Below are 571 nucleotides of genomic sequence, written 5' to 3' on the forward strand. Positions count from 1 at the left end.
AAAGTGCACACCCGCAGCTTCGGTTTATCGCTTAGCCCCGTTACATCTTCCGCGCAGGACGACTCGATCAGTGAGCTATTACGCTTTCTTTAAAGGATGGCTGCTTCTAAGCCAACCTCCTGACTGTCTATGCCTTCCCACTTCGTTTCCCACTTAGCGATAATTTGGGACCTTAGCTGGCGGTCTGGGTTGTTTCCCTCTTGAGTCCGGACGTTAGCACCCGGTGCTCTGTCTCCCAAGCTGTACTTGCGGGTATTCGGAGTTTGCCATAGTTTGGTAAGTCGCCATGACCCCCTAGCTATAACAGTGCTCTACCCCCCGCAGTAATACTTGAGGCACTACCTAAATAGTTTTCGGAGAGAACCAGCTATTTCCAGATTTGTTTAGCCTTTCACCCCTATCCACAGCTCATCCCCTAATTTTTCAACATTAGTGGGTTCGGTCCTCCAGCACGTGTTACCGTGCCTTCAACCTGGCCATGGATAGATCATCTGGTTTCGGGTCTACACCCAGCGACTGAATCGCCCTATTCGGACTCGCTTTCGCTACGGCTTCCCTATTCGGTTAACCT

Annotated in this window: 1 rRNA gene; it reads right to left on the reverse strand. The window is 51.0% G+C overall.

Annotated features, from left to right (window positions below):
- Positions 1-571, reverse strand: a 23S ribosomal RNA gene (locus CEY08_RS29730); the annotation flags it as partial.

Source organism: Achromobacter insolitus (assembly GCF_002209555.1).
GTDB classification, from domain to species: Bacteria; Pseudomonadota; Gammaproteobacteria; order Burkholderiales; family Burkholderiaceae_B; genus Achromobacter; species Achromobacter insolitus.